Origin of the sequence: Halobacillus shinanisalinarum, from assembly GCF_022919835.1 — a bacterium.
GTDB lineage: Bacteria > Bacillota > Bacilli > Bacillales > Halobacillaceae > Halobacillus_A > Halobacillus_A shinanisalinarum.
Genome location: NZ_CP095074.1, coordinates 1,829,109 through 1,853,292, shown reverse-complemented (window position 1 = coordinate 1,853,292; position 24,184 = coordinate 1,829,109). Strand labels below are relative to the sequence as shown.

The window sequence follows — 24,184 nt, the reverse complement described above, 5'->3', positions numbered from 1 at the left end:
GATGTCAGATGAAGAACTATTAGAGAAACTGCTTCAATTCTCGGACGTCCTCCATTCCAACAACATTTTCAGTTCGGGTCTCCGGATCATGGGATGGGGGATTATACTTTTCCTGAAAATGATTGTAGACAGCCTAGAAGGTATGGTGGATCGTGTGTTGACGTTGACAGATTTTTTCATGAGTGAACCGGTTCAATCTTTTCTAGATATGATTCAACCGGTGCTTTATATTTTATTAGCTTTTTCATTAGCTATGATTGGCTTTCGTTTGATTTTCAATAAAGAAAAAAATCGGGCGGAGATCCCCATGAACATCTTTATCTCGATTATGACGATAACCCTCTTGACATTTGGGATGGGGAAAGTCGATGAATTTACTGGGGATGCTGTAGATTTGGCTCAAATCGAGACAGAGTCCTATACAACTTCAGATCGTGTAATGATTGATTATATCACGGACATTGCCGTATATGATGAAACAGGGTGGCAAACGCCAAATGTGGAAAAACAACACCATATCAGTCCAAAAAATATAGATAAAATTTCAATAAATGAAAGCATTACTAAGGATTTCACGAAAGCCAATGGTAATAAGTTAACAAGTGATGGCCAAAGAATTGTGATGCACAAAGTTGGCTTGGAATCAAACGGGGAAGAGGGGCTAGTCGAGTTAGGCAAAAGTAGTATATTTGACTTTTTACCCGAACACTATTATCGCTGGGATGTGGAGTGGTTTTCGGCGATTATAACCCTAGGGGTTATGGCTTTTACAATGGTTTTAATTTCGATTAAGGTTGCGAAACTCTGTTTCGAACTTGGATTTAATCATATTGTGGCGCTCATTATGGCCTATGCTGATATTTCTACAGGTCAACGCCTTAAAGCGATTATTAAAAACATTGGCAGCATTTTCGTTTCACTGATTATGATTTTCTTAAGTTTACGCGTTTACATGTATTACACCACCTTTATCAGTGACCACTTAGAGGGCATGGGCTATTTAGTTGCTCTCGTGGCAGGAAGTTTGGCTGTGATCGATGGGCCAAACATTGTCCAGAAACTCTTTGGTATTGATGCTGGACTAAAAAATGCCTGGCATGTAGCCATGGGGGGTTACTTGGCATCAAAAACCGTTGGGCCACCAGCGAAGAAAGCTGTTGGGGCTGTGGCTAGTGGAGGAACTAGTGCGGTGATGAATACAGGAGCCGGTGCAGTTGGAGCTCTTGCAGGTATGGCTAGTGGCAAGGGTTCCTCTCAGAATGCTCATGGACCTAGTCCTACTCAAGGTGCACAAGAGAAACTTGATCAAAAATATGGAACCATGCAGTCCACTAAAAGCTCTGGACAGCATTCTCAGCCCACACTACAGGAGAATAACCAGGAACAACAACCAGGCCGTGTATCCGGTGGCTCCACATCATCCATTCATGAAGAAATGCAGGAAGTAGAGCGAAAGCAACAGTCACCGAACATTAGCCCGAAACCTCGCTTACATGAGGAAATGAAACAAGGCAATCGACAAGAGGCTGCTTCCATGGAGGCTAAGGGTCCAGTAGGTCAACGATCGAACGAGATGCCATTCGTTGAACAGAGGCGGAAAAATCAACAAGCAACCCATGGAGAGCAATCAAAAGCTCCAACCAATATAGACGATATTCCCATGCCGAACCAGCATCGTACCGAACAGCGCACCGTGGGTCAATATATGAAAGACCGGACGAAGGATCGATTTAATAATAATCACAAGGTTCAAGGCGCTAAACGGACCTATAACCTATCACGAAAAACAACGGAAAACTGGAGAAAAAATATTCAAAAACGTCAACGAGACTCTTAACCTTGTTGGCGTTTTTGTTTTGGAAAGGAGAAGATACCTTGCATTATAAAATTCCTTCTGAAATCGGAAGTGAACTGAAGATCAATCGTCTGTTCTACCTGACGGACTTACTTGTTGTGTTAATTCTGGGTGGACTCGGATTTACCTTACGTTATGTTGTGCATCCTTCGTTGATCTGGTTATACGCGATTTTTTGGGTCATATTGATGATGACCTGGCTTGTACGGCCTAAATCAAATCCAAAAATGCGCATGGTGAAAGCGTTGAGTTTAGCTGTGTTTCGGGACCGTATCACCTATTGTTCCATGGATACGGAAGAAAATGAGAAGGGAGAAACCTAAATGACTTTTTCTGAAGAGCACAAAGAACAACAAGCTCTTTTCGATGAACAGGGAGCCACGAGGCGAAAAAAGAGGCGTAAGGGATCTAAGTCCTGGAAGAAAAAGCGACCCATGGCCAAAGCATCTATTGCGGATATTCTACCGATTCGAGACATGACTGATGATGGGGCTTTCCAACTTCAAGGGGATGGAGGTTATATGGATATGATGCAGCTGCAAAGTAAAGATATTTACTCCCCATCTACCGATGAAACTGAATACGACATCATGATAATGGCCAAGTTTTTTCAGTCCTACGCCTCTGATATCAAGATCGTCTCAATGAACTTTCCAGTTGATATGCAGCAACAGCTTGACGCTGTAGATCGGAGAATCAAACAGAACACATCACCCTTATATGAACGATTTTTAATGAAGAAACGCGATGAACTAACTTTTTTAGAACAACACCGAACGAACCGAGAATTTTACTTGTTTATGTACGCCTCAAGTATGAAGCAACTCGCAGAATATCGAAACAACTGCCGACGTTATCTTGGGCGTGTTGCTCCATTACTTCCTTTAATGGAAGAGAAGAAGCTTGATTTGCTTTATAAGCTTTATAACCAAAATTCCAAATTGGAAAAGAGGGGGTAAGGAACTGTGTTCAAACCAAAAACGGACCAAGAACAAACAAAATTCAAGGGCTATAACCCATATTTGCTGGCTCACATCCAACCGCAAGGGGGTATCAACTTCCAAGAGTCTTTTATCCAAAAAGGGGATGGGTATGAAGCCTGTGTGCATGTGTATGCTTTTCCCAAAAATGTATCGGACTTCTGGTTAGAGCCGATCTTCAATATGGAGAATGTGATTACAACGATGGATGTCGTATCGGATGATCGATACAAAGTGCGCGATGGGTTAAACAAAGGCATGGCTGAACAAAGTTCCAGAATGATCAATGAAAAAGACAATGCTGGCATCATCGAAGCCCAAAACCATTACGAAGATTTACGAGAACTCTACAATCAGGTGTCCGAACAAGGAGAAATCGTTAAGCGTGTGCATCTCCGCCATTACGTAAGCGCACCCACGAAGATTGAATTAGAGGATAAAGTGAAGGCAGTCTTATCGATACTGCAAGATGAGAACTTTCGAGGATCGATATTTTTAAATGAACAAGAGTACGAATGGAAGGCACTTCTATCAAGTTACAGCGACCAATCTACGTATCGCAATAAACGGGAGGGACACCCCATCCCAGCCTTAGGATTAGCTGGCGGTTTTCCGTTTCACTTTACAAGTTTGCATGATCCTTACGGAACATTCTATGGAACAACATTGACCGGGGGGAACGTTGTATTTGACCTGTTTCATCGCGATAACCAGCGCAAGAGTTATAACGGTGTCATGGTTGGAGCCATGGGGGCTGGAAAATCTACCACACTCAAGAAGATCATGCTAGATAATGCCATTAAAGGTTACAAAGTACGAACCTTTGATGTAACGGGCGAATTTGCGGAATTAACGGAAGCTTTGGGTGGAAAACAAATCACCTTAGATGGCTCGGACGGGGTAATTAATCCGTTGCAAGTGTACCGGACAGCTGAAGATGAAACGACATCGTTTACGCAGCATTTATCCAAGCTTACAACATTTTATAAATTCTTGGCCCCGGAAGCTAGTGATAGCGAACTAAAAGAGTATGAGAATCTTTTACGAAAACTCTATGAAACGAACGGTCTTTGGAATGAAGATGAGAATTCAACCATCACCCAGCAACCGGTGCATCATTATCCGATCTTTTCTGATTTCCTTACCTTTATTGAAGGTCAGTTATATGAAGACATCAAGAAAGGGAAGCAATGGGAACATGTGAGTCCGGAACGAAAGAGGCGTTTCGAAAGTATTGAATTGAATATCCGTAACCTTGTGGAAACCTACGCTCACTTGTTCAATGGTACGTCTACGATTGAACATTTTAACGAACAGCAAGTCGTCACCTTCACGCTACGCGGTTTATCGCAAATGCGTGCTGAAGTCTTTCAGGCCCAATTATTTAATGTGTTGAATCTCCTTTGGGACTCGATGCTTACCAACGGTGCCCCTCAGTTTGATGCTTACGACCGGGGCGAATTGGCGTTTGAAGATGCGGTTCGTTATTTAATTTTAATCGACGAAGCTCATCACGTAATAAATACGAAAAAGAAAAGTGAGAGTGCCCTTGAATTTCTCACGAAATTTAGCCGGGAGGCTAGGAAGTACTTTGGTAGTTTGTTGTACGCAAGCCATACCATTCGGGACTTTGTACCGGAAGGCTCCGATCAAAGTATGGTAGAAGAAATTAAGAAGCTCTTTGAACTCACCCAATACAAAATTATTATGCAGCAGGACAGTAACAACCTAGATATGATGCAGCAAATCTTCGCCGGTCAATTAAGTCAGAGTGAGTTACATGAAATCCCTTATTTGCAGACCGGGGATACGATGTTGAGCATTCGGGCGGTTGAAAATATTCGCTTTAATGTGGAGGTATCGGACGAAGAATTAGCGTTATTTGGGGGAGGTGCTTAACTGATGCCTTGGTCATTAGTGCTAGGGCTGGTACCCCGAAAAGTCTGGCTATGGGGAATCGGGTTAGTCATGGTTCTTTTTCTCCTTCAAATGGTCTTATATGCATCGGTCATCGCCACGTTAATCGGCTTTCAAAAGAGTAATGGAAGTGAAGATGTTCAATCGGTCGATATGGTGAATGGGACCGCCCAAGTTTCAGCTGCCGTGGAACAATACCGGCCATTGTTTGAAAAGTATGCAGCTAAGTACGGGGTCTCCGATTACGTGGAACTGTTGATGGCCAAGACGATGCAAGAATCTGGTGGGAAGCTTAACGATGTGATGCAGGCAAGTGAATCTTTAGGATTACCTCCGAATACGATTGATGACCCCGAACGAAGCATTAAGGTCGGGGTTCAATATTTTGCAGATATGTTAGAGAAAGCTGGCGGTGATGTGAAGTTAGCCCTTCAAGCATTCAACTTTGGAGGAGGGTTTATTGAGTATGCCAAGGAACATAACCATGGCGAATATAGCAAGGGATTAGCGATCGAATTTTCTGAGATGAAATACCAGGAATTAAAGCATACAGGGATGTATTCATGTATTAGTCCAGAGGCAGCTGCCCTTCAAGCTTGTTACGGCGATATTGGATATGTGGAAGCAGTTCTTCGTTATCTAAAAGGCGGGGTTGCCGATGGAGATATCCAGCCAACGGGATATTGGGTGCGTCCGATTGCAGGAACTTTAAACCAAACATCTGACTATGGGATGAGGAGTGATCCTTTCAATGGAACATCGACGATGCATCGAGGGATCGACTATGCCTGTACCAACGCTGTGACCTCTATTCGGAGTGTTGATCATGGTCAAGTGGTCAGAGTTAGCAACGGAGGAACGGGTTATGGAAATAGCGTGATCATTAAACATGACGATCAATTATATAGTCACTATGCGCATCTCTATTCTGTACAAGTAGATCAGGGGGAGGCCGTTCAAAAAAGTGAAGAAATAGGAAAGTGTGGGACCACCGGAAACTCGACTGGCCCCCACTTACACTTTGAAGTATTGACGAAAAATCAATATCGAACAGACGTAGATCCGGCTCCCTATCTTGATCTGTAAGCAAGTTGTATACACGGAGGGAAGTGAATGAATAAACACGTCGTATTTGGTTTGTTTCTAGGCTTTTTAATCGCTATGACAGGGTTTAATGTGTACACACAAATCACCGCATCAGATGAAGGTTTACAGGCCAAAATTAAGCATCTACAAAATGACAAACAACAAGTCTTGAACGAAAATCAGGAACTGAAACAGACCATGGATCAACAGCGTCCAGCTAGGATTCAAGCCCATCATCGAGCATTAGTGGATAAGGTGAATTTGTTTATAAAGTAAGCGCAAAATAACCCCCACCTATGAATAGATGAGGGCTTGTTCTATTATGGAATTACTTCTTTGGAACTTGACAGATTTCGGGTAACGATGAGGACCAGGGAAGAACCTTTTCCCAAGCCTCTGAATCGTCAAGATCCATCTGAGGAAGTTGTTCGAATAAATACGTAAGATAGTAGAGAGGGTTCAAGCCGTTGGCTTTCGCCGTTTCTACAACACTATAAATGATGGCGCTTGATTCAGCCCCTTTCAGGCTATTTGAAAACAGCCAGTTCTTGCGGCCGATCACGAATGGTTTGATGAATCGTTCAGCTCGATTGTTATCGATATCTACCTGTCCACCTTGCAGGTAGACGACCAGTTGATCCCATTGATTCAAACAGTATGTGATGGCTTCCCCTAACTTGCTCTTCGGCAGAACTTTGGCTTTATGATTCTTCAGCCACTCCAAAAAGTCCTCCAATATCGGTTTACTGTTCTCTTTCCGATACTCCAGGCGTTCTTCGTCTGTCCACGTTTTGCTTTTCTTCTCGATATCATACAATCGCTGAATCTTCTGAAGCGCCTCCCTGGCGACACTATTTACCAATGTCGAAGAAGATGGGGCTGCTTTCAGAGCTTCGTCGAATTTTCGGCGGGTGTGAGCCCAACAGCCCATCAGCTTTACGCCGTCCACTTTATGATAGCCTCCATACCCGTCGGTTTGGAGGAAGCCGGAAAACGATGTAAGGAATCGCTTCGCGTGCTTACCAGCTCGCGTACGCTGATAATCATACAGAACGATGGGCGGTCCGTTGCGACCGGTACAGTACAGCCACATATAGGACTTAGACTCAGCTGCCTTTCCATCTTCCCGCAACACCTGAAGAGGTGTCTCATCCGCATGCACCGATGAATGCTTCACCATGGCTTGATGAAGCTGGTCAAACAAAGGCTTCAACCAGTGGTGCGCTGCGTGGATCATCCAGTTGGCGATGGTGGCTCTGGATAAAGGGATTCCCATACGTTCCAACTGCTTTTCCTGACGATAGAGAGGCAACGCCTCGACATATTTCTGACTCATGAAAAATGCCAAACTTGAAGGGGATGCGAGACTTTTCGGAAGAACAGGGTTTGGCATAGGAGCTGTGTGAATAGGGGTTTCTACCCCGTGTTGTTCACATTGCCGGCAACTGTATACATGGCGCACGTGTTTTTTCACTTTCACCTGCGCGGGAATCACAATTAATTCACGACGCTCTTCCGTACTCATTTGATGAATGTCATGACCACATGACGAACAAGCCTGATCCTCGAGGTGGTATTCCACCGTTTCTGTAGGAAGGCTTTTCATCATCTCATCACGCTGCCCTTTTCGTTTTTTCCGTTTATATTCAATCGTTTCGATGGTCGGCTCCTCTTCCTTCGAATTGGAAGTGACTTCTGCCTCATCGAAAAGGGAAATCTGATCAGGGTTCATCTTTTCACTCGAAGCACCGAAACGCTTCTGCTGGCTCAATTTGAATTGTTCTTCATACCATTCTACCTTGGCTGCCAGTTTGGCGTTTTCATCTTCGAGTGATAGACAACGTTTTTCCAGTGATTCCATTGTCTTTGGGATCTTCGTCTTTGTGTCCATAAAAAAAGGATTCGACATAAATAGACGAATTCCTTCTTTTAAATCAATGTTCTTGCGTGAACAGCCCGATGGGCTCCTCGCTGGTGAAGAGGCAGCCCGTCCATCAGCCACCGGAATTGACGGCGACTGACAGGCATGACGGAAGCGTCATCGTCTGAAGGCCAATGAAACGTTCCTTTTTCCAGGCGACGATAATGAAGCCAGAATCCGTTGTGATCCCACTGGAGAATTTTCACTTTATCCCGTTTTCGGTTACAGAAGACAAACAGACAGGGAGAAAAGGGATCCAACTCGAACGCTTCCTGGACTAGGATCGACAAACCGTCAATCGACTTTCGCAAGTCTGTACTGCCCTGGGCGAGGTAAACCTTCTCCACGTGCGCCACGTTCAACATACAGCCTGGACTACTTTCAACACTTTGGCCAAGTGTTCCGGACAGACATCTTCGGATGTTTCAATCGTCGCTTTTCCGATGGAAATATGTACAGATGGTTGCGAAGACTCTTCTTCAACTTCTACAGCCACCCAGGAAGGCGCCGGCTCAGCTGATACTTGAATCTTCCTTTTCCAATAGCGAAAGGTATGAATATTTATATGATGGTTGTTACACCATTCTTTGGCCGTCTGACCGGATTCATGGAAATGAATCAGCCGATCTTCCCAAAGAGCTTGTTTATCCGTTTGGCTCATCAGCAATCCTCCTAAGAAATTCTGACTGTAGTATCTCACAGCCATGAGGAGGATTAGAAGGTGGGCATTATTTTCCGCTTACTTTATAAAAACGGCTTTTGTGCATAGAAAAGAGACCTATCAGGAACGAAAAAAGCAAGCCCAATCGATCATGAGTGGTGAGTTGATCAACACATTTTTTCCTACCGAAACCTATAAGGGAAAAACGAAATCGAGCGTAGATCATGTTCAAATCTTTATTGAAACGGGCAATCTTACAAGCAACCATGCAACGGCCCTCGTTCGGTTCCATCACACCCTCCATTCTTTACAGAATGAGCAAGAACAAGTTTCTAACGTGTTCTTGGAGATAGAAATCCAACTACAAGATGGACGATGGATGGTGATGGACTTCAGGGAAGCAACGAAGGGAGGAAAGTAAATGAAAAGGCAGATGATAGTGGTGACGGAAAACATGACAAAAATGTACTTGATTGGACTAAGTATCATGACGGCATCCCTCCTCTTTTTCTTATGTTCCGGCTTTGTTTTTGGGAATCAACATCAAGGAAAAGTTCAACAAACTCCATTGAATGAACAGCTAAACTTGAGTGGATCGGGGGACATGGTTATTGAAAAATGGATCTATAATCCGAACCGACAGCTTATGACTGTCACCTTAAATATAGACAAATCCACGGCCCTATTAGGTGATCCATTAACCTTCGTTGCTCAAGAAAAGGATCATCCTAAACGCGAACTTCCGACCACAGTGGAATATCACGATGAGGGCCGATATGTGATTAGCATTCAACAGTTTAGCTCTTCTTTTGACGTCATGGCATTGGACATTAGCAAGGAAGAAAACAGTGATGCTTTTTTAGTTCAAGGTGAAACAACAATACCGGAAGGAGGTGAGGAAAGGACGGAGTTAGCACGCATCTATACCGATCAACGGAAAGTCAAAACGAACCAAACATTGAGTATTCAAACGGAACAAGAATATGAAATAGCTGGCTTATCACAAGACATTAGAGAGGTTAAACAAACGATCAATCAAAAGGAAAAACAGATTCAAAATATCAACCAAAGATTGAATGACATTGATCAAAAAATGGTGGAACTTCAGTCCGAGCGTCTGTATGAAACAGCCGAGGAAAAAGAACAAACTGATGCCCAGATTCATCAACTGAAAAATCAAAAAGACATGTTGAACCAAAAGGGTTCAGAGAGTGAAACTACCATTCAAACTATGAAAGATAAGCTCGCTATGTTGAAGGAAAAACGTGAAATGATTTTGGACTAAAGTGTTCAAAAAGAGTAGCACCAAGACAACACACCTCACAACACCAAGATAGCACCATAACAGAAAAACAGGGTAAAAAGGGAACGTTTATTCGTGAAATTACAGCACCAAGACAGCACATTTTTCTTTTTAAGTGTTCCCTCGTTTTGCCCGGCTCTGCCGGGATTCACACGGTAAGTGGGAACAAAAACCCCTTATGCTCTTCTCTCTAGTAACTAGTTTTAGCCTCTGAATCATTAGGAGGGAGTTCATTGGAAATAAGAATTCGATATATGGATCCAAAAACTGTTCAAAGAATTGACGAACTTGCCAAGGAAAAAGGAGTGAGTCGGCAGGAATTTTTACACGCACAACTTCATCAGTTAGCTGTCTTTCATGAAGAGAATGAACGAGAGCAAAGGTTGAAACAATTAGTTGATCGAAACATTCAAACGATGGCTCATTGTTATAGAGCGATCCGGGAGATGAATGACCTTTTACATTTTGAAGATCCTGGTGAAGAAGCATGAGTGAAACGGTTACGCCTGGTGTTGTTTTAAAAACCAAGTTTGTGACAGCCAATAAGAAAGGCTTTCAAGATTACGTCCAGTATGTGGACCGCGAAGAAGTTAAAGGAAAAGGAGAAGCCCACCGGTCCATGTTTAGTTTATATAACCATTACATGGATGATCCAGATAAAACTTCGGCCTTGTTCACGCAACAGTCTGACTATCTAACATTAGGAGGAAAAAAGGGAATCAAATCATTATTTGAACAAGCTCAAAAGAATAACAGCATCATGTGGCAAGACGTGATTACGTTTGATAATCAGTGGCTTCAAAAACAGGGTGTATATGATCCAAAATCTCATACACTTGATGAGGATATAATGAAGCAAGTCACACGAAAATCTATGAAGGCCATGATGAAAAAAGAAGGATTACAAGAAAGTGCTACTTGGTCCGCAGCGATCCACTACAACACAGATAATATTCATGTTCATGTAGCCACAGTGGAACCGAACCCGACACGCGACCGGGGCAAACGAAAACTGAAAACGCTAGATGCAATGAAGGGTGAAGTCGTGAATGGATTGTTAGATCGAACGCAGGAACGCAATCACATTAACTCGTTGATCCGCGATCATATGGTGAACACGAAAAAAGAAAATAGCAGCATGAAATGGAGAAACCGTGAACTAAAACCATTGTTCCTTGAAGTGTATAATCATCTGCCTCAAGATAAACGACAATGGCACTATGGCTATCAAATGCTTAATCCAATTCGACCAAAAATCGATCAGATTACTACCGAGTACTTGAACAAATATCACCCCAAAGATATGCAACAGTTGCATGTGAAACTGGAGCAAGAGGTGGATGAATTAAAGAAAGCCTATGGGGATGGACCGAAGGATAAAAAACGGTATCAGCATTATAAACAAAATAAGATAGATGATCTCTATAAGAGAATGGGAAATGCGTTCTTACAAGAAATGAAATCTTATGATAAACAAATTACAAAGCATCAACCCAAGAGTCCATTTTCTTCAAATAAGTTCATACCCCCAGGCATTTATTTACAACGATCTTTGCGACGTATTGAACGAACGATGTATCAAACGTATGAGGAGTATATCAATGATCGGGATCATCAAAAATTAGAACGTGACATTGAACAAGAACATGGAAGGTAGGTTTACTCTAATGACAAACAAGACACGGAATAACTTGTACCTTGATGATGAAACAATGGCTTACATTGAGGACTATAAAGAAGAAACAGGCGTCAGCTTTAATGGTCAAATGGTCGATCAGATTTGCCGAGAACACCAGGCGTTATTAGGGCAAGATCGTTCACGAGAATATATCATGCGATTGATGGCTGAACACTTTCAAGAAATGTTTGCAGAAGAGATGAAACGATTTCGGCTTGCGGCTAATCGAAGCGATAAAAATACTCAAGTCCTGCTTGAATTAATGAATGGATTTGCGATGGATCAAAACTTAGAAAGTTGTATTACGACACCTATATTTGAAAGTCAAGCGGTGAAGGATGCGAAGGAAGCGGTCGAAGAACGAATCAGCAATCAACGGCAAAAGAAAATCAGTGTTGAGGAGTCACAGGCAACGTCCTCTAGATAATCATCGATACAACGCAATGATTATCTAGAGATAACTAACTACTAAAGGAGTGAGCGTATGTTGTTGTTTAATAGCCATTATGAAGTCGGTGTATTTAAGAGTTTAGGAGATAACAACGAGCTAGTCATCGAGGTTGGCCAAAAGGAATATACCGTGACCTTGAATGATGAAGAGATGATCGATGTGGAGCTGCACCTTATGAATCAAGAAAACTTATTGATTCCGTTCGATAAAGAAACAAAGGAATTCATTTTAAATACCGAACCAAACTACTATGAAGAAGAAATAGAAGAACTCGTGAACATCAGTGAAGGAGCCGAGGATCATGGCCAAGAATAAACGTCGTACCTATCAGAAGAAAACCCCCGAACAGGTTAAAGAGGAGATTAAAAAACTCACAGATGGAATGGAAAAAAGGATTTCGAATCACTTTCATTCTTCCGACCAACTGAAAGAGTATTTGGACTTTATGGGAAAGTTTTACCGATACTCTCCTCGAAATACGGCGCTTATTGATTCTCAGTTCCCAGGGCCGAAGCTGTTGGCTCGTTTGCCTTTTGGAAAGAAAAAGGCTTCCCTGTCAACAAAGGAGAAAAAGGGATAAAAATACTCGTGCCTAATCGATTAGGACAGCAGTTTAAAAACGACGAAGGGGATTGGAAACCCTTAAAGGATGCGACCAAACAAGAAAAGCAACATGTCAAAGACGGCCAACTCGAAAAACGAGAAGGTCGTCTTGTTTATTCTACGGGAAGCGTGTTTGAAGTTTCGCAAACCAATGCAACTCAAAAGGATTTGCCTCAAATTTTCCCTAACAAATGGATAGATGGAGTCGTTCAAAATTATTATCAGTTATGCCAAGGGATGGAGGCTATTGCACATAAAAGCAATAGCCAAATTGTTGAGCCTTATGAGGAGCTAGGAACGGCTAAAGGAGTCTATTATACAGGACAAGGAGAGGTGGCCCTTAACCCACGTAATTCTGAACTCCAAGATACAAAGAGTTTGTTGCACGAACTTACTCATGCAAAGCTTCATACAGAAGAAAAAAGAAACGATTACACCATGCCTGAGAAAGAATTTCAAGCGGAGATGACTGCCTATACGGTTGCTTCTTATTTCAATATTGATACCAGCGACTATTCCCTGGATTATCTACATCATTGGACGAAAGATCATGAATTTAAAGATCATGAAGGATTGTTGCAGGAAGTCCAAACCACGGCCAAAGAATTTATTATGACCATCGAAGATTCTCTGGAGCAAGAAAAGGAAGGGGAGAAAGAAGAAGTTAATATAAAAGAATCCCGTAGTGAAATCAAAAAAGAGACTAATGTTCAATTACCCTCTGAAAAGCTAAAAGACATGTACCGTAGTCAAGTGAGTGCAGTTAAACGAAATAGCAGCCCTTTTTGGGAAAAAGAGAACAGAGAGGACGAATTGGACCACCAGGGTTTTAAAGATGCGTACAAAAAAGAGGTGATGAACTTTATTGAGCCTATGGCTGGGAAGGGGTTAGATATAGAAGAAGGTAATGATCGTCAAGAGCGTTTGAGCCAAATGCTTTCTTTCCAAAGGAATCATAATCATAAAGAAGTGAATGAACTGAAGGAAGAATCGCTGCAGGAATTGAAAGAGCTACCTTTAACAGAACGCGGTGAACAACGCTTAGCTCAAATTGAAACCAAGTTGGAAAGAGAAGTTAGTCCCCATAAGGAAAAAGGTGAAGGGAAGGGTAAACAAACTTCAGAACAAATGAGAGTTAAGAGTAATCAAGATACTTATCAGCAAACGGATAAAAGGAAAAAGGAAAAAATTGAGATTGAACGTTAGACAGGGAGATTTATTCCCTGTCTTTTTTATTTGGCTATTAAATATTAGAAAGGAGGAAGTGCTACATGGTCAAGCATGTAAGCGCGGAACAAGTGGAGATCGCAAGGAATGTGGATTTGTTAGACTATCTACAGCGTAAAGGTGAGCCATTGAAAAAGGAAGGAAGCTACTATCGCCACCAAAAGCATGACAGCTTAGTGATTAAGGATCAAATGTATGCCTGGAACTCAAGAGATGAAAAAGGAGCAGGAGTGATTAACTTTGCAAAAATGTTTTATGGCATGAGTTTTCCTGAAGCTGTCCAAGATTTAAATCGACAAGGATACAGAATGAAGACGGTGGAACAGGAAAAGCCTAAGCAACCTTATCAGTATTCTTATCAGTATGAAGTGAACGACAAAACAGAGGTTAAAGACTACCTCACTAAAGAACGCAAAATTCACCCGAAAATCGTTGAGTGGCTGTATCAAAAAGACTTAATCGCCCAAGACAAGCTTGGCAATGTCATTTTTAAGTGGAAACAACAGGGAGATATTGTGGGGGCAGACAGACAAGGGACCACTCCTATGAAAGATGGACGAATGTTTAAAAAAATCGATAAGAATAGCCATGGATCCGCAGGCTTTTCAATTGATATTGGAAAACCGAATTCTATATATTTCTTTGAAAGCCCAATTGATGCTCTTTCATATTGGAGTATTAAGAAAGAAAAGCTACAAAATACTCGCTTAGTGTCCATGTCTGGCCTCAAACGTCAGACCATGATCGATGAAATGAAACGTATGGGGAAAGAAAATCATACGATCCGTCATATAACCTTTTGTACGGATAATGATAGGGCGGGAAGGGAATTTGCAAACAAGTATCACCGGTTGATGAATAAAAATATATCCGCCATTGATCTATCTAAGCAAAAAGATTGGAATGAAGAGTTAAAGAAAAATTATGAGGAGAAAAAAATTCGAAATAAAGTTATTCAGACTTATAGGAGTTAATCATAAAGATAAGAGCTTTCTTATCAATGCTTAGTAATTTATTTCGGTCTTTTATGGTTATGAAGATAAAAAAGGTGGGGTATCTTCAGGGTTGACGATCAATTCAACAAGAAAGGAGATACCCTACCCGTGTCTACTTGTAGAAAGGCGGTATCGTGGTAGGTTCGAGGACCGTTAAAGTATTATTTAATGTATTCAAGTTAACCATGGCTCCAATAGGAATTGCTGCTTTATAGGTGCCATGTGCCGTGGCTAGATTAGTCATAAGCGGCTTTCTTAACGGTACGATGAATTCATTGATCAGATCTTCATAAGTCTTACCGTAAGATTCTTGGCACTCTGTACATTGTCCCATAACGATCCCAATACAGTCCTGGAACTTCCCAGCCATTCGCAGTTGTTCAATATATCTGAAGAGCGTATTGATGGGTTCATGTGTATCTTCAAGAAGCAGTATTTTCCCCTCAGTATCTATTTCAAAAGGAGTGCCGATTGTGCCAATTAATGAGGTAAGGTTACCTCCTACAATTGGTCCGGTGACGTTCCCTGGTACTTTGCTCTTTAGTGGAATTTCAGGAGGATTGTGAATTTGTCTAGTTGGTGTAGGCGAGGAAACGGCAGCGAAAAACTGATTAAAATTGTACTCAGGGGTACTTGGATTAAAATCAACAAGCATGAGACTGTGGAAAGTGGTCAAGTGTGCACTTTGGTACAGGGCATTCAACAGTACCGTTATATCACTGTAACCACTTATGATTTTTGCGTTTCGCTGTATAAATGGATAGTTAAGATAGGGCAGAACCCCTGCAACTCCTACCCCTCCCCGAGTAGGCAATATCAGCTTTACTTGAGGATTGGCAAACATGCTCATTAAATCCATCGCACGCTCTTGCTCTGTACCTGCCAAGAAACCATCTCGGGCGTACACGTAACGACCGAGCAGTGTATTAAACCCCATGTCTTCCAACATTTCTATTCCTGTTTCAACCTCATTTCTTTCGGGCGGACTTCCCAACGTGACAATACCAATTGTATCCCCTCGTTGTAATGCAATTGGCCTTATGGGCATATAATAACTCCTCCCAGGAATCGAACGTAATTCAATATATTGTATTATGAAGATCATCCAGCCATTACTAAATAAGTGAATCGGGAATTAAATCTAAATGGAGAAATATCGAGTCTCCTTATCAATTGTCCTTGGATTTAAATGGCTAAACCAAATAATTCCCCGTTCTTCTAAAAGGTATATGTTGGCTCATCCATTCCTAAACTAGATAGCAAATCTATTTAATTTTAAAGGAAAGCAGGAATGATTATGCGCCGAATATTATTAACTGCAATACCTATTATTTATATGGTTTTTATATGGATCCAGTCCAGCTACTCTATCGCGGAAATTAAAAGGTTTGTAGGTATTTTATAATGACTATCAATACATTTCTTGAAAGCTTACACTTCATTGAATTCGCTGTCCTATACCTTTTTTTAGTCGTTGCATTAGTAGTAAACGGAAAGTTCTCAAAAACAACCAGTTATTTAGCGGCTGGAGTTGCAATACTTTATGGCTTTATAGACGAAATTCATCAATTTTATGTAGTCGGAAGGTCATTTACTATTATAGACCTAGTTAAGAATAGCGTTGGAGTTTTTGTTGCTTGGTCGTTCGTGCATACAATTAAATTTGCTCAGTTTGTTAAGAACAATAAAAAGTACGTCCGAAGCGAGACGGAGTAGCTGCTATCTCTCCATTAGCTCTATAGAGCGGTATTCATGAGATGTACGTTTTATCATAGAGGGATACCAACAAGATAATTAACTCTGATGAAATAAAAATGTCATGGATTATTAACAAATAAAATGTTGCACCCATTTAATAGAAGAAGGTAACATATAGTATATTGTACATAAATGTAAGCGGATACGAAAAAAGAACTAGAAAAATATTTCGACAAAATTTGCTAGTGAAATCCCTTGATTTCTAAGCATATTAACCCAATTTTACTATGAAACTAGGAAATATAACCAATAATTCCTCTTCATTAGACAAGAAAAACCTGTTATACTAAAATTAAAGTTTAATGTGTATTTTTAATACATATGAGTCGAAAGGAGCCGAAACCTTGATTGACATTCATAGCCATATCCTCCCGGGTGTTGATGACGGTGCCCAATCCATAGAAGAAAGCATCAAGATGGCCGAAGCAGCAGTAGCAGACGGCATTGATACCATTATTGCTACCCCCCACCATCAAAACGGGAAGTACAACAACTACAAGAATAACATCACGATCCAGGTGGCTGAGCTCAATCGGTATCTATCTAACTACGATATTCCATTAACGGTACTACCAGGACAAGAAACACGTATACATGGCGAGATGATCGAAGGAATTAGGAACGATGAAATCCTCACCTTAAATGGACAAGATAGCTATGTCTTCGTTGAGTTCCCATCAGATACTGTTCCAAGATATGCTAGTAAATTGTTATTCGATATACAGGTAGAAGGATATCAGCCCATTATTGTACACCCGGAACGTAATCGACATATTATCCAGAATCCCGACACCCTCTACAACCTAGTCAAAAAAGGCGCCTACACACAAATCACAGCAGCAAGCTTATGCGGTAGATTCGGTAAGAACATTAAAAAATTCACTCATCAGTTAATAGAAGCCAACCTAACCCACCTCATTGCATCTGATGCCCACAACACCACGTCAAGAGGGTTTTGTATGAAAGAGGCATATGGGGAGTTACAGAAAAACTATGGCCATTCCATGGTTTATTTATTTGTGGAAAATGCTGAGTATGTGGCCGAAGGGCAAGCATTGGCTTCGGATGTACCGCAGCACGTGAAAAGGAAAAAATTCTTAGGTTTATTTTAACTAATAGAATGAAGAAGGTGCACAGGAGAGTAATTCCTTTTGCAGCATCAGCACCACATAATAACTTTTTGAAAGGAGCGTGTAATAATAAATGACTACAGCTTTGAAAAAAAGATTGATTTTATTAATAATCATCGATTCTATTATTGTCTCTTTCTCAATATATATGTCCCACTTTTTCCTAAATCCATACGTAGCTACATTTGATTGGATGATGTTTGTTTCTGCTTTAACTTTGCTGCTTACACATCATCTCTTCTCTAGTATGTTAGGCATGTATAAGAAAAAGTGGCGATATGCCAGTATGGAAGAACTTATCGGTATAATGTTAGTCGTTTCCTTATCCATTGTATCGACTGCGGCTATTCAAGCTTTAGCTTATAATATGATATATGAACGTGCTCTTATTATTACTTGGATGCTACATATATTACTGATCGGTGGGGTTCGATTTGCTTGGAGGTACTATAAAACTTACGGGCTTACATTGAATCCTAAACGGAAGAAGACCAAATTGGTTAGAAATAATCCAAATTTGAAAACAACACTTATCGTAGGAGCAGGGTCTGCGGGGCGTATGTTAGCACGCCAAATGAAGGGCTCGATGGAAGTGGATACAAATATTGTTGGTTTTGTCGACGACGACTTCACGATGCACCACTTGACGATTAGTGGCTTACCTGTGCTTGGGAGCACGAAAAAAATTGAAGAGCTTTCAAAGAAATATGGAATCAATCACATAGTTATTGCAATGCCTTCGGTTGAGCGCAATCGTATTAAACATATTATTCAGGAATCACAAAAGGTAGTGAAAAACGTTCAAACTCTGCCCATGATTGAGGACATCGCACTAGGGAATGTATCCGTCAATCAAATTCGTGATGTTTCCATCGAAGACTTATTAGGAAGAGATCCAGTCGAGTTAGACATTGATTCTATATCTAGTGAAATCAAGGGAAAGACAATTTTAGTAACGGGGGCAGGTGGATCGATCGGTTCGGAAATTTGCCGTCAGCTCGTGAAGTTCGGTCCGAATAAACTGATACTATTAGGTCATGGAGAAAATAGCATTTATACCATTCATATGGAACTAAAACAATTAGATATAGATACAGAACTTCTTACAGTGATCGCTGATGTTCAAGATCGTGATCGAATCTTTGAAATAGTGAGTGGATATCAACCGTCTTACATTTATCATGCAGCAGCACATAAGCATGTACCTTTAATGGAATTCAATCCGAAAGAAGCTGTTAAAAATAATGTTATTGGTACGAAGAACGTAGCAGAGGCAGCTGATACGGCTGGAGTAGAAAACTTTGTGCTTATCTCTTCTGATAAAGCCGTTAACCCAACCAATGTAATGGGAGCAACCAAACGTGTAGCTGAAATGGTGGTTCAATCATTAAGTAAGACGAGCCGGACAAAGTTTGTAGCCGTACGATTTGGTAATGTGCTAGGGAGTCGTGGTAGTGTAATCCCACTGTTTAAGAAACAGATTGCATCCGGGGGTCCTGTGACAGTGACCCATCCTGATATGACACGCTATTTCATGACGATCCCTGAAGCTTCGAGGTTAGTGATACAAGCGGGGACCTTAGCTCGAGGGGGAGAGATCTTTGTGTTGGATATGGGAGAACCAGTGAAGATTGTTGACTTGGCAAGGAATCTTATATCTCTTTCTGGCTTTAGAGAGGAAGAGATTGGGATTGAGTTCGCTGGGATACGACCTGGTGAGAAGATGTATGAGGAGCTTCTCGGTGAGCATGAGGTTCATCCTAAGCAGATTTTCCCTAAAATATATATAGGGGTAAACAATGAATTACCCGTTACGGATCTTTATAATTTCATTAATTATGAAGTGAATACACTTGCCAATGAAGAGATCAAGTTCAGCGTTTTTAGATTACTAGAATTAAAGGGTGATGGTTTAACATCTAAGAATAAAATGGTTGAAAACATTTGAAGCTATAGTGGTACTTAATAATATAAAAGTGCTTGAGAGTGGGAAATGGATTTCTAATGCCTTAAATGAAAATAAACTGATTAATAAAAGGAGAGAATGATATAAAATTATGAGTAACTGGCCTAGCTGGATAAACACAGAAGACCACATTGGAAGTCAATACCCCTTTTATTCAACTAATAATCGGAATCCAAATTTTAGTTTAAACTTTAATGAGATTTTATTAGATAACACAATGGATGATTATGAACTTGATCTACAATCAATTATAGATATATTGATGAGGGGGTATATTATAGGTGATAAAACCCTCGTGAAATCTATTAAACGCGCACCATGGTTATCAAGATATAATGAAAAATTAAATAAATGGGATTACTTTGACTTGCCACCGCATGATAAAAAATTAATTGATCCTAAAATAGCAGCAGTCACCCTAAAAGAACTTTTATATGAAGAAATACTGAATTATATAGCTGATGCTAAACGGGTTGGTATTCTTTTATCGGGTGGAATGGATAGTAGAATCTTGGCTGGTTTATTAAAAGAGACACAAATTAACAAGGAATTTAGTGGGGATGTAGTTGTTTATAATTGGGGAGTTTCAGATAGTAGAGATGTGTGGTATGCAAAGAGAATAGCTGAAGAGTACAATTGGGATTATAAGCATTTTCCGCTGAACTCAGATGTTCTAAAACAAAATTTTTATTTAGTACAAAAAGTAGGAGCGGAAGTTTTTCCATATAATTTACATGCAATGAATGCTGTTGGAAATGATACAGATAGTGATATTGTCTTGGCAGGGAGTTATGGTGATACTTTAGGGAGAGCAGAATATAACGGTACTCCACTCAAAGAGGTACCGCCTATTGTTCATAGGAACGCGAATAAGTTAGGTTTATTAAAACAGAAACTAGTACAGGATTTTTATGGAGAAATAAAAAGGGAATCTATGAGTTATAGGGATTCTGTAGACAAACACAAGCGTGAAGAATACCAATATAGAGAAACTGAATACCAAAGGAACCACTCTAGAAGATATTTAACTACAGCAATGAGCATTATTGCAATGAGGAAGCCTTTGTATCAGATCTTTACTTCTCCTAAAGTTGTTCAGTATTTATGGGGGTTGGACCTTTCAATAAGGTCAGATATATTATATAGCCATATATTGCCATTGTTACCGGGCGAAATCTCTCTAATTCCTTGGGCTAGAACCGGTATGATATTTGGAAGTAATGAAGAAATAAATGTCGATAACGGAAGGCCCTCCTCACATCAATACGGGGATTGGTTAAGAAATGAACTAAGAAGTTTTATAGAATCTGAATTAGATTTAAACTTAATAGCAAATATCGGTATTTTTAATGAAAAATCCTTAGACAGGATTTATAAACTGTGGCCTAAATCTTACGCAGGAAACCTGAACAAGTTAGATGCAACAATCAGTTGGCTTACTGCATTTTCCATTTTTCTTAAGAACAATAACGTGAGTAACCAAAAGGTTTATAAGTATAGCACTAAAGACAAAATAAATTCAATAACTGTATCAACTAAGATTCAAGGTTATACCATGATAAAAGAAAAACTAAAAAATGGGAGAAAACGATAAAAGCCCATTTTAAGGAAGATAAGATATATGAAAAAGGGTATTTCACTAAAAACTAATTTTAAATGGATGTTTGCATCAAATATAGTTTTTGCACTGTTTCAGTGGTTATTACTAATAGTCTTAACGAAATTGGGTAACCAAGAATTAGTCGGCATGTACACATTAGGTTTAGCAATAACTGCACCAATTATGATATTTTCTAACCTACAACTAAGAGCAATACAGGCCACAGATGCTAATAATGAAAATGAATTTAAGGATTTTCTTTCCCTAAGACTATTTGCTATGTTATTTGGGTTACTAGTGTGTACAGTTATTATTTTTTATAGTGGCTATTCAATTCAACTATGTTTAATTATTTTTCTTATTGCTATCAGTAAGGCAATTGAAGGTTTGAACGATATAGTTTATGGGTTTTTACAAAAAATAGAAGATATGAATAAGATAGCTATATCCTTGATATTACGGGCTGTTTTAGGCTTCGTTTTATTTTCTCTTTCTTTTTATTTTACAAAAAGTCTACAGATAGCCATAATTGGTCTTTCCTTAGCGTGGTTGCTGGTTCTAATTCTTTGGGATATAAAAAAGTTATTTAAACATAATATAAATTTTACTCTTCATTTTAATTTTAAGGTCTTGTCTAGGCTGTTTTATGTTTCTGTTCCACTTGGGTTTGTATCCATGTTGGGATCATTAAATACTAACCTACCAAGATATATAATAGAGAATCAATTAAGTTTAGAAGCCCTAGGGATTTTTGGTGCAATTTCATATGTTTTAGTAGGGGCGAGTAAATTTACTACTTCAATAAACCAAACTGTTAGCCCTAGATTAGCTAGATATTACTCAAATGGGAACAAACATCAATTTCTATCATTATTTAAGAAAACATTATCGATCAATTTAGTATTTGGTTTGTTAGGGTTTGTGGTTGTTTATTTTTGGGGAGAGGAAATTTTGACCATTGTATATTCTTCAGAATACGCCGACCATTACGTGTTATTTAGGTGGATAATGATTGTCTCAGTTTTGTCATTTATTACAAGTGCATTTGGAGTAGCTGTCACCTCTATGCGTATTTTTGCAATGCAACTCCCAATCCATTTAATTAAATTATTGTCAATTACTATAACTTCTATATTTTTTATAGGAAAGTATGGACTGAAAGGTGCTCCCTTAGCTTTAGCAGTCTCAACATTAGTATCAATGATTTTTTATTTTCAACTCTTCAGAAAAGGAATAAAAAATATAAATAATGGAATGACTGATACTGCGAAAACAAAAGTGTAAATAAATTGGTATTTGTAAAAGTCAAAAATGGGATATGAACATTTTGCCTAATAGGCAACTAATGTGATAATACTTCATAATTCACCATTTAATGGCAATATATAGAATATGAATAATGTGGTTATGTTATTAGTTATCATACTTTTCTAAACGAGTAAAAAGGAGTTATTATAGTTAACGAATAGGGGCATCTATACAACGTATATTAACGGGTGAAATTCCATTTCTGAGTGGTATGAAAGGTTCAACTCGCATAACACTTTGTAGAGATAAAGGTCACCAGGGGTTTCACTACACCAGTGTCGTACACTTAACCCCTGAATCTCGTAGAGCATGCAATGAATACATTACAGATCGAACGTTCCTTATCTAATATAGCATCATAGAAAAATTATGCCCAAAAGTTAAAGCGCAATTTAAATTAACTATGGAATGTATAGTCTCCCACTAGTTTTAAGGAACCTTGAATATAATCTAACTTTTGTTAGGATGTTCATGGGTTAGGTTGGAGCACTTACATTATATTGGTATAAAAACCAAATTTAAACTAACAACATTATTTAACTGAAATTAAATTACTTAGTTTTAATAGCGAAAGACTGGTGAGCATTTGTGAGTAATTGTAAAAGAGTACTACATGTTTTCGGTGCAATGGATCAAGGTGGCGCTGAAACAAGAACTATGGAAATATACAGAACAATTAATAAAAATGAAGTACAATTCGACTTCTTAACTACAAAAGGTGGGGAGCATTACTACAATGAGGAAATAAGAAAATTAGGAGGTAGAATTTTTGTGATTAAACCTCCAAAAGAAGTTGGATTATTTAGATTTATAAAAAGTGTTATGAATTTAATAAAAGAAAAAGGGCCCTTTTATGCAACACACGCACATACATCACATAATTCCGGTATTATTTCTCTTGCTTCAAGATTAGCTGGAGTCAAATTAAGAATTTCTCATGCAAGGACTTCCTCTGATAGAAATAATAGTGGTTTACTAAGAAGAACATACTTTTTTATATCAAGATTATTAATTCTGGCAAATTCAAATAAATTAGTTGCCTGTGGCTATAAGGCTGGTTCCTTTTTGTTTGGTGAGAGAATAATGAAGTCCGGACGTGTTAAATTGTTACCTAACGCTATTAATTTATCACCCTATTTATCTCTTAGTGCGGAAAATAAAGAACAAAAAAAGGCAGAAATAGATATTAACACGAATAACTTCGTTGTAGGTCATGTTGGGAGCTTTAGAAAGGTTAAGAACCATAACTTTCTAATAGAACTTTTTTCAAATATTAAAAAATGTATCCCCAATGCAAAATTGGTGTTGGTAGGTGATGGAGAATTAAGGGATGAAATAAAGGCTAAAGTAATTCAATTGAAAATAGAGAAGGATGTTTTTTTTCTTGGGAAACGCTCCGATATTCCAGAAATATTAAATATGTTTGACGTATTTTTACTTCCCTCATACTATGAAGGAATTCCGGGTGTTATAGTAGAAGCTCAAGCTGCAAAAGTTCCTAGTGTGATTTCGGAAACAGTAACTAAAGAGGTAGATCTAGGATTGGGACTAACTAGTTACGTAGATTTAAATGAACCTTATGAAAAGTGGGTTGACGCTATTAAATTGGCAGCAACAAGTAAAAATATTACTGAAAAACAGGTTGTAGATAAGATATCCTCCCGTGGTTATGAAGTTAACACTGCGTCCAAAGTATTGATGACTATATACGATTTACATTAACAAAAAGTACGGATGTATAATTG

The 24,184-nt window shown here is 39.5% G+C and carries 25 protein-coding genes; 21 read left to right on the top strand and 4 right to left on the bottom strand.

All coding sequences use genetic code 11. From position 1 onward, the window contains the following. The first annotated feature begins 1 nt into the window (after nucleotide 1). From MUO14_RS09220 to MUO14_RS09195, 6 genes are read left to right on the top strand one after another with little or no spacing between them, the layout of a single operon-like run. Entirely contained in the window at nucleotides 2-1,837 is a 1,836-nt protein-coding gene (locus MUO14_RS09220; protein ID WP_244754939.1) for a pLS20_p028 family conjugation system transmembrane protein, read from the top strand. A 38-nt stretch (nucleotides 1,838-1,875) separates the two neighbouring features. Continuing rightward, nucleotides 1,876-2,178: a DUF5592 family protein gene (locus MUO14_RS09215; protein ID WP_244754938.1), complete on the top strand. Its 303-nt coding sequence runs from the start codon at nucleotides 1,876-1,878 to the stop codon at nucleotides 2,176-2,178. Further along, nucleotides 2,179-2,814: a TraC-like domain-containing protein gene (locus MUO14_RS09210; RefSeq protein WP_244754937.1), complete on the top strand. Its 636-nt coding sequence runs from the start codon at nucleotides 2,179-2,181 to the stop codon at nucleotides 2,812-2,814. It abuts the gene before it with no gap. A 6-nt stretch (nucleotides 2,815-2,820) separates the two neighbouring features. Further along, nucleotides 2,821-4,734, top strand: coding sequence for a VirB4 family type IV secretion system protein (locus tag MUO14_RS09205; RefSeq protein WP_244754936.1), 1,914 nt, complete (start codon nucleotides 2,821-2,823; stop codon nucleotides 4,732-4,734). A 3-nt stretch (nucleotides 4,735-4,737) separates the two neighbouring features. Further along, nucleotides 4,738-5,838, top strand: coding sequence for a lysozyme family protein (locus MUO14_RS09200; protein ID WP_244754935.1), 1,101 nt, complete (start codon nucleotides 4,738-4,740; stop codon nucleotides 5,836-5,838). A gap of 27 nt (nucleotides 5,839-5,865) precedes the next feature. After that, the gene (locus MUO14_RS09195) at nucleotides 5,866-6,114 is read left to right on the top strand and encodes a hypothetical protein (RefSeq protein WP_244754934.1); all 249 of its coding nucleotides are present in this window, start codon (nucleotides 5,866-5,868) and stop codon (nucleotides 6,112-6,114) included. A 52-nt stretch (nucleotides 6,115-6,166) separates the two neighbouring features. On the opposite strand, the gene tnpC is transcribed toward MUO14_RS09195, so the two are convergent. From tnpC to tnpA, 3 genes are read right to left on the bottom strand one after another with little or no spacing between them, the layout of a single operon-like run. Then, entirely contained in the window at nucleotides 6,167-7,729 is a 1,563-nt protein-coding gene (gene tnpC, locus MUO14_RS09190; protein WP_244755462.1) for an IS66 family transposase, read from the bottom strand. A gap of 38 nt (nucleotides 7,730-7,767) precedes the next feature. Continuing rightward, nucleotides 7,768-8,106, bottom strand: a complete 339-nt coding sequence (gene tnpB, locus MUO14_RS09185; protein WP_244751847.1) for an IS66 family insertion sequence element accessory protein TnpB — start codon at nucleotides 8,104-8,106, stop codon at nucleotides 7,768-7,770. 11 nt (nucleotides 8,107-8,117) lie between these two features. Further along, on the bottom strand, nucleotides 8,118-8,420 hold the full coding sequence (gene tnpA, locus MUO14_RS09180) for an IS66 family insertion sequence element accessory protein TnpA (protein WP_244751848.1): 303 nt from the start codon (nucleotides 8,418-8,420) through the stop codon (nucleotides 8,118-8,120). Nucleotides 8,421-8,520: 100 nt separating this feature from the next. On the opposite strand from tnpA, the gene MUO14_RS09175 reads away from it, so the two are divergent. The 9 genes from MUO14_RS09175 to MUO14_RS09135 all read left to right on the top strand — a co-directional run bounded on the left by MUO14_RS09175 (nucleotide 8,521) and on the right by MUO14_RS09135 (nucleotide 14,656). Beyond that, the gene (locus MUO14_RS09175; protein ID WP_244754933.1) at nucleotides 8,521-8,841 is read left to right on the top strand and encodes a hypothetical protein; all 321 of its coding nucleotides are present in this window, start codon (nucleotides 8,521-8,523) and stop codon (nucleotides 8,839-8,841) included. Next, nucleotides 8,842-9,705 (top strand): hypothetical protein, encoded by an 864-nt coding sequence (locus tag MUO14_RS09170; protein ID WP_244754932.1) that lies wholly within the window; start codon nucleotides 8,842-8,844, stop codon nucleotides 9,703-9,705. A gap of 251 nt (nucleotides 9,706-9,956) precedes the next feature. Beyond that, complete coding sequence (locus MUO14_RS09165; RefSeq protein ID WP_244754931.1) at nucleotides 9,957-10,214, top strand: hypothetical protein; 258 nt, start codon at nucleotides 9,957-9,959, stop codon at nucleotides 10,212-10,214. Then, a complete protein-coding gene (mobP2, locus tag MUO14_RS09160) occupies nucleotides 10,211-11,380 on the top strand; it encodes a MobP2 family relaxase (protein ID WP_244754930.1) in 1,170 nt (389 codons plus the stop codon). The genes MUO14_RS09165 and mobP2 overlap by 4 nt, the downstream gene beginning before the upstream one ends. 10 nt (nucleotides 11,381-11,390) lie before the next feature. Then, nucleotides 11,391-11,828 carry a hypothetical protein gene (locus MUO14_RS09155; protein ID WP_244754929.1) on the top strand — a complete coding sequence of 146 codons (438 nt, stop codon included), beginning with the start codon at nucleotides 11,391-11,393 and terminating at the stop codon, nucleotides 11,826-11,828. Nucleotides 11,829-11,885: 57 nt separating this feature from the next. Next, nucleotides 11,886-12,167: a hypothetical protein gene (locus MUO14_RS09150; protein ID WP_244754928.1), complete on the top strand. Its 282-nt coding sequence runs from the start codon at nucleotides 11,886-11,888 to the stop codon at nucleotides 12,165-12,167. Further along, nucleotides 12,154-12,432, top strand: a complete 279-nt coding sequence (locus tag MUO14_RS09145) for a hypothetical protein (protein WP_244754927.1) — start codon at nucleotides 12,154-12,156, stop codon at nucleotides 12,430-12,432. The genes MUO14_RS09150 and MUO14_RS09145 overlap by 14 nt, the downstream gene beginning before the upstream one ends. An 8-nt stretch (nucleotides 12,433-12,440) precedes the next feature. Further along, nucleotides 12,441-13,661 carry an ImmA/IrrE family metallo-endopeptidase gene (locus MUO14_RS09140; RefSeq protein ID WP_244754926.1) on the top strand — a complete coding sequence of 407 codons (1,221 nt, stop codon included), beginning with the start codon at nucleotides 12,441-12,443 and terminating at the stop codon, nucleotides 13,659-13,661. Between the two features lie 65 nt (nucleotides 13,662-13,726). Then, complete coding sequence (locus MUO14_RS09135) at nucleotides 13,727-14,656, top strand: toprim domain-containing protein (RefSeq protein WP_244754925.1); 930 nt, start codon at nucleotides 13,727-13,729, stop codon at nucleotides 14,654-14,656. Nucleotides 14,657-14,789: 133 nt separating this feature from the next. Here MUO14_RS09135 and MUO14_RS09130 read toward each other — a convergent pair whose 3' ends face one another. Continuing rightward, nucleotides 14,790-15,725, bottom strand: a complete 936-nt coding sequence (locus MUO14_RS09130) for a S66 peptidase family protein (protein ID WP_244754924.1) — start codon at nucleotides 15,723-15,725, stop codon at nucleotides 14,790-14,792. A gap of 356 nt (nucleotides 15,726-16,081) precedes the next feature. Between MUO14_RS09130 and MUO14_RS09125 the strand changes: the two genes are divergently transcribed. The 6 genes from MUO14_RS09125 (at nucleotide 16,082) to MUO14_RS09100 (ending at nucleotide 24,161) form a co-directional block, all read left to right on the top strand. Then, nucleotides 16,082-16,393 carry a VanZ family protein gene (locus tag MUO14_RS09125; RefSeq protein ID WP_244754923.1) on the top strand — a complete coding sequence of 104 codons (312 nt, stop codon included), beginning with the start codon at nucleotides 16,082-16,084 and terminating at the stop codon, nucleotides 16,391-16,393. 386 nt (nucleotides 16,394-16,779) lie between these two features. Then, on the top strand, nucleotides 16,780-17,547 hold the full coding sequence (locus MUO14_RS09120; protein ID WP_244754922.1) for a tyrosine-protein phosphatase: 768 nt from the start codon (nucleotides 16,780-16,782) through the stop codon (nucleotides 17,545-17,547). Nucleotides 17,548-17,638: 91 nt separating this feature from the next. Beyond that, nucleotides 17,639-19,513 carry a polysaccharide biosynthesis protein gene (locus tag MUO14_RS09115; RefSeq protein ID WP_244754921.1) on the top strand — a complete coding sequence of 625 codons (1,875 nt, stop codon included), beginning with the start codon at nucleotides 17,639-17,641 and terminating at the stop codon, nucleotides 19,511-19,513. A gap of 109 nt (nucleotides 19,514-19,622) precedes the next feature. Then, nucleotides 19,623-21,125 (top strand): asparagine synthase-related protein, encoded by a 1,503-nt coding sequence (locus MUO14_RS09110; protein ID WP_244754920.1) that lies wholly within the window; start codon nucleotides 19,623-19,625, stop codon nucleotides 21,123-21,125. 27 nt (nucleotides 21,126-21,152) lie between these two features. Continuing rightward, entirely contained in the window at nucleotides 21,153-22,415 is a 1,263-nt protein-coding gene (locus tag MUO14_RS09105; RefSeq protein WP_244754919.1) for a lipopolysaccharide biosynthesis protein, read from the top strand. Between the two features lie 612 nt (nucleotides 22,416-23,027). After that, the gene (locus MUO14_RS09100; RefSeq protein ID WP_244754918.1) at nucleotides 23,028-24,161 is read left to right on the top strand and encodes a glycosyltransferase family 1 protein; all 1,134 of its coding nucleotides are present in this window, start codon (nucleotides 23,028-23,030) and stop codon (nucleotides 24,159-24,161) included. Nucleotides 24,162-24,184 lie beyond the last annotated feature (23 nt).

Coding starts and splice junctions, on each gene's coding strand:
- MUO14_RS09150 (WP_244754928.1), top strand. CDS start 11,886: ATGTTGTTGTTTAATAGCCATTATGAAGTCGGTGTATTTAAGAGTTTA.
- MUO14_RS09110 (WP_244754920.1), top strand. CDS start 19,623: ATGAGTAACTGGCCTAGCTGGATAAACACAGAAGACCACATTGGAAGT.
- MUO14_RS09115 (WP_244754921.1), top strand. CDS start 17,639: ATGACTACAGCTTTGAAAAAAAGATTGATTTTATTAATAATCATCGAT.
- MUO14_RS09210 (WP_244754937.1), top strand. CDS start 2,179: ATGACTTTTTCTGAAGAGCACAAAGAACAACAAGCTCTTTTCGATGAA.
- MUO14_RS09145 (WP_244754927.1), top strand. CDS start 12,154: ATGGCCAAGAATAAACGTCGTACCTATCAGAAGAAAACCCCCGAACAG.
- MUO14_RS09155 (WP_244754929.1), top strand. CDS start 11,391: ATGACAAACAAGACACGGAATAACTTGTACCTTGATGATGAAACAATG.
- MUO14_RS09200 (WP_244754935.1), top strand. CDS start 4,738: ATGCCTTGGTCATTAGTGCTAGGGCTGGTACCCCGAAAAGTCTGGCTA.
- tnpC (WP_244755462.1), bottom strand. CDS start 7,729: ATGGACACAAAGACGAAGATCCCAAAGACAATGGAATCACTGGAAAAA.
- MUO14_RS09170 (WP_244754932.1), top strand. CDS start 8,842: ATGAAAAGGCAGATGATAGTGGTGACGGAAAACATGACAAAAATGTAC.
- MUO14_RS09105 (WP_244754919.1), top strand. CDS start 21,153: ATGAAAAAGGGTATTTCACTAAAAACTAATTTTAAATGGATGTTTGCA.
- MUO14_RS09125 (WP_244754923.1), top strand. CDS start 16,082: ATGACTATCAATACATTTCTTGAAAGCTTACACTTCATTGAATTCGCT.
- tnpA (WP_244751848.1), bottom strand. CDS start 8,420: ATGAGCCAAACGGATAAACAAGCTCTTTGGGAAGATCGGCTGATTCAT.
- MUO14_RS09195 (WP_244754934.1), top strand. CDS start 5,866: ATGAATAAACACGTCGTATTTGGTTTGTTTCTAGGCTTTTTAATCGCT.
- mobP2 (WP_244754930.1), top strand. CDS start 10,211: ATGAGTGAAACGGTTACGCCTGGTGTTGTTTTAAAAACCAAGTTTGTG.
- MUO14_RS09220 (WP_244754939.1), top strand. CDS start 2: ATGTCAGATGAAGAACTATTAGAGAAACTGCTTCAATTCTCGGACGTC.
- MUO14_RS09130 (WP_244754924.1), bottom strand. CDS start 15,725: ATGCCCATAAGGCCAATTGCATTACAACGAGGGGATACAATTGGTATT.
- MUO14_RS09135 (WP_244754925.1), top strand. CDS start 13,727: ATGGTCAAGCATGTAAGCGCGGAACAAGTGGAGATCGCAAGGAATGTG.